Origin of the sequence: Parvibaculum sp., from assembly GCF_040882025.1 — a bacterium.
Taxonomy (GTDB): Bacteria; Pseudomonadota; Alphaproteobacteria; order Parvibaculales; family Parvibaculaceae; genus Parvibaculum.
This window is the reverse complement of the sequence record NZ_JBBECC010000136.1, coordinates 1-3,217: the sequence shown is the minus strand read 5'-3', so window position 1 is coordinate 3,217 and position 3,217 is coordinate 1. Positions and strand designations below refer to the sequence as shown.

Annotated in this window: 2 protein-coding genes; both read left to right on the top strand. The window is 63.2% G+C overall.

Translation table 11 applies throughout. The features are described from left to right. Positions 1 to 262: 262 nt before the first annotated feature. Positions 263 to 2,113: an acyl-CoA dehydrogenase C-terminal domain-containing protein gene (locus WEB61_RS09865; protein ID WP_368064170.1), complete on the top strand. Its 1,851-nt coding sequence runs from the start codon at positions 263 to 265 to the stop codon at positions 2,111 to 2,113. A 258-nt stretch (positions 2,114 to 2,371) separates the two neighbouring features. Beyond that, positions 2,372 to 3,139: an SDR family oxidoreductase gene (locus WEB61_RS09860; protein ID WP_368064169.1), complete on the top strand. Its 768-nt coding sequence runs from the start codon at positions 2,372 to 2,374 to the stop codon at positions 3,137 to 3,139. The last annotated feature ends 78 nt before the right edge of the window (positions 3,140 to 3,217 follow it).

Genomic DNA, 3,217 nt, shown 5'->3' with positions numbered 1-3,217 from the left:
GTCGGCCGTTCGCGCGATGCGAGTTGACGCTGCGGCGGTGGGGACTTAAGCCCTTTGCCGAGGTTGGCTCATCCGCCCATGGGCCTCCGCCTTCGCGGGCGGTGCCCGCTTCGGCGGACAGGCCGGCACCCTTGTCGGAGCCTTGCCGACGGGAGACTGTATTGAAGACCCATGGACCCCGGCTTTCGCCGGGGTGACATTCAAGGTTTGGTTCAAAGTCCCGAGTTTCAGTTCAATCGCCCCATCGAAGGAGCAAGCCCCCATGCCGAGCTACAAGGCCCCCGTCGAAGATTTCATGTTCCTGTTTCACGAGCTGCTGGGCATCGACAAGCGCGGCGACGTGCCGGGCTTCGGCGATCTGACGCCCGACATGACGCAAGCGATCCTCGAAGGCGGCGCGAAGTTTTGCGAGGAGGTTCTGCAGCCCCTGAACCAGGTCGGCGACGAGCATGGCTGCGTGCTCGAAAACGGCGTCGTCAGGACGCCGCCGGGCTTCAAGGAAGCCTTCGAGAAATATTGCGCCGACGGCTGGAACCGCCTCGGCGCGCCGGAAGATGCGGGCGGCGCGGGGCTGCCTTCCGTCATCACCTTTGCCTTCACCGAAATGGGCATGTCGGCGAACCAGGCCTTTTCGATGTATCCCGGCCTGACGACGGCGGCTTACTCCGCGCTCTGGGCGACGGGCGAGCCCTGGATGCGCGAGCATGTGGCGAAGAAAATGATTTCCGGCGAATGGACCGGCACCATGTGCCTGACGGAGCCGCATTGCGGCACCGACCTGAAGCTGATGAAGACCAAGGCCGTCGAACAGGAAGACGGCACTTACCGCCTGACCGGCACCAAGATTTTCATTTCCGGCGGCGACCACGACATGACCGACAACATCATCCATATGGTGATCGCCAAAGTGCCGGGCGAGGACGGCAAGCTCGCCAACGATCTCTCGACGGTCAATTTCTTCATGGTGCCGAAAATGCTGGTCGACAAGGAGACCGGCGAGATCAAGGGGCGGAACGGCGTTTCGACCGGCTCGATCGAAAAGAAAATGGGCATCAAGGGCAATGCGACGGCGGTCTTGAATTTCGACGACGCGGTCGCCTACCGCCTCGGCGGCGCGCCGAAGGAGAAGAAGACCGAGACCGGCGAAGTGAAAAAGTCGAAATCGGCCGGCATGGCCGGCATGTTCGGGATGATGAACGGCGCCCGCATGGGCGTCGGCATTCAGGGCATCGCGATCGGCGAAGTCGCCTATCAGAACGGCGTGGCTTACGCGCAGGAGCGCCTGGCGGGCCGCGCACTGACCGGCGCGAAAAACCCGGACGGGCCCGCCGACCCGATCATGGTGTTCCCGGATGTGCGGCGCCTGCTGATTTCGTCGCGCTCCTTCGTGGAGGGCGCCCGCGCGCTCGCCATGTATGTGTCGATGCTGTTCACGCTGCAGGTTTTCGGCAAGGACGACAAGGAACGCGAGGAAGCCGCCGACATGGCGCAGCTGATGACGCCGATCATCAAGGCCTTCTTCACCGATCGCGGTTTTCAGGCGGCGAACGATTCGATGCAGGTGTTCGGCGGGCACGGCTATGTGCGCGACCACGGCATGGAACAGTTCGTGCGCGATGCGCGCATCAACCAGGTCTATGAAGGCGCCAACGGCATCCAGGCGCTCGACCTTGTCGGCCGCAAGATGACGGCCAAGGGCGGCCGCGCGACCATGACCTTCTTTGCCAAGCTGGAGGAATTCATCAAGGAAAACGAAGGCGACGCCGAAATGAAGCCTTTCGTGGAACCCTTGCGCGCGGGCTACAAGCGCCTCGGCGAAGCGGCCGGCTGGCTGATGGAGAACGCACCGAAGAATTACGACAATGCGGGTGCCGCCTCCTACGACATGCTGAACATTTTCGGCACGGTGGCCTTGGGCTGGATGTGGGCGCAGATGGCGAAGATCGCACTGGCGAAACTGAAAGCCGGCGAAGGCAACCGCGAATTCTACGAGCGCAAGCTGGTGCTGGCGCGCTACTGGATGGAACGCGAAATCCCGATGACGGCGAGCTGGCTCGAACGCGCCAAACAAGGCGCCGACGGCTACATGGCCCTCGACGCGGCCGCCTTCTGAGGCAGCGTTTTGAATGAAGAAAGGGCGTCTCGAAAGAGGCGCCCTTTTTTGTTCGCCTCACTTTCATTGTCACCCCGGCGAAAGCCGGGGCCCATCTGACGCGCGGCGTGTGACGGGCCACCCATGGATCCCGGCTTTCGCCGGGATGACACTTCTGTTTTTGGTGAGCGCCGGGATGACAAGTTTTTTCCGGCCATTTGCCGATTTCCCCTGCGTCAGCTAGCTTCCCGCCATTGAAAATCCAGCAGGGGAACTTCCATGAAAAATCTCTTCAGCGTCGCGGGCAAGACGGTGCTCATTACCGGCGGCTCGCGCGGCATCGGCGAGATGATCGCGACCGGCTTCGTCGAGAACGGGGCGAAGGTCTACATCACCGCGCGCAAGGCGCAGGCCTGCAACGAGCTCGCCGAGGAACTGTCGAAGAAAGGCACCTGCATTTCGCTGCCCTTCGACCTCGGCACGCAGGAAGGCATCGCCGGCATCGCGGCCGAACTTTCGAAACGCGAGAAGAAGCTCGACGTGCTGATCAACAATGCGGGCGCGGCCTGGGGCGAGCCGATCGACGAATATTCCGAAAGCGGCTGGGACAAGGTGCAGAACATCAACCTCAAGGGCGTCTTCTTCCTGACACAGAAGATGCTGCCGCTGCTGCGCGCGTCCGCCAGCGCCGCAAATCCCGCCCGCGTCATCAACACGGCGTCGGTCAACGGCATCGAGCCGCCGGAACTCGAAACCTATGCCTATTCCTCGTCCAAGGCCGGCGTCATCATGCTGACGCGGCATCTCGCGAAGCGCCTGGCGCGCGAACATATCCTCGTCAACGCGATCGCGCCCGGCCCCTTTCCGAGCCAGATGATGAAGGCGACGCTGGAAAGTTTCGGCGATGCGATCAAGGCCGGCAATCCGCTCGGCCGCATCGGCACGCCGGAAGACGCCGCCGGCGTCGCGATCTTCCTCGCCTCGCGCGCATCGGCCTACACGACCGGCGCGACCATTCCGGTCGATGGCGGCTCGGCGGAGGTTTGAGGGAAGCCCCCTCACCCTTCCCACCGACGCGGCTTCGCCGCATCGCCGGGCCCCTTCCCTCTCCCCGTTGGGGAGAGG

What these genes read in the sequence shown, in the direction of transcription:
- WEB61_RS09865 (WP_368064170.1), top strand. Translation starts at nt 263, where the DNA reads ATGCCGAGCTACAAGGCCCCCGTCGAAGATTTCATGTTCCTGTTTCAC.
- WEB61_RS09860 (WP_368064169.1), top strand. Translation starts at nt 2,372, where the DNA reads ATGAAAAATCTCTTCAGCGTCGCGGGCAAGACGGTGCTCATTACCGGC.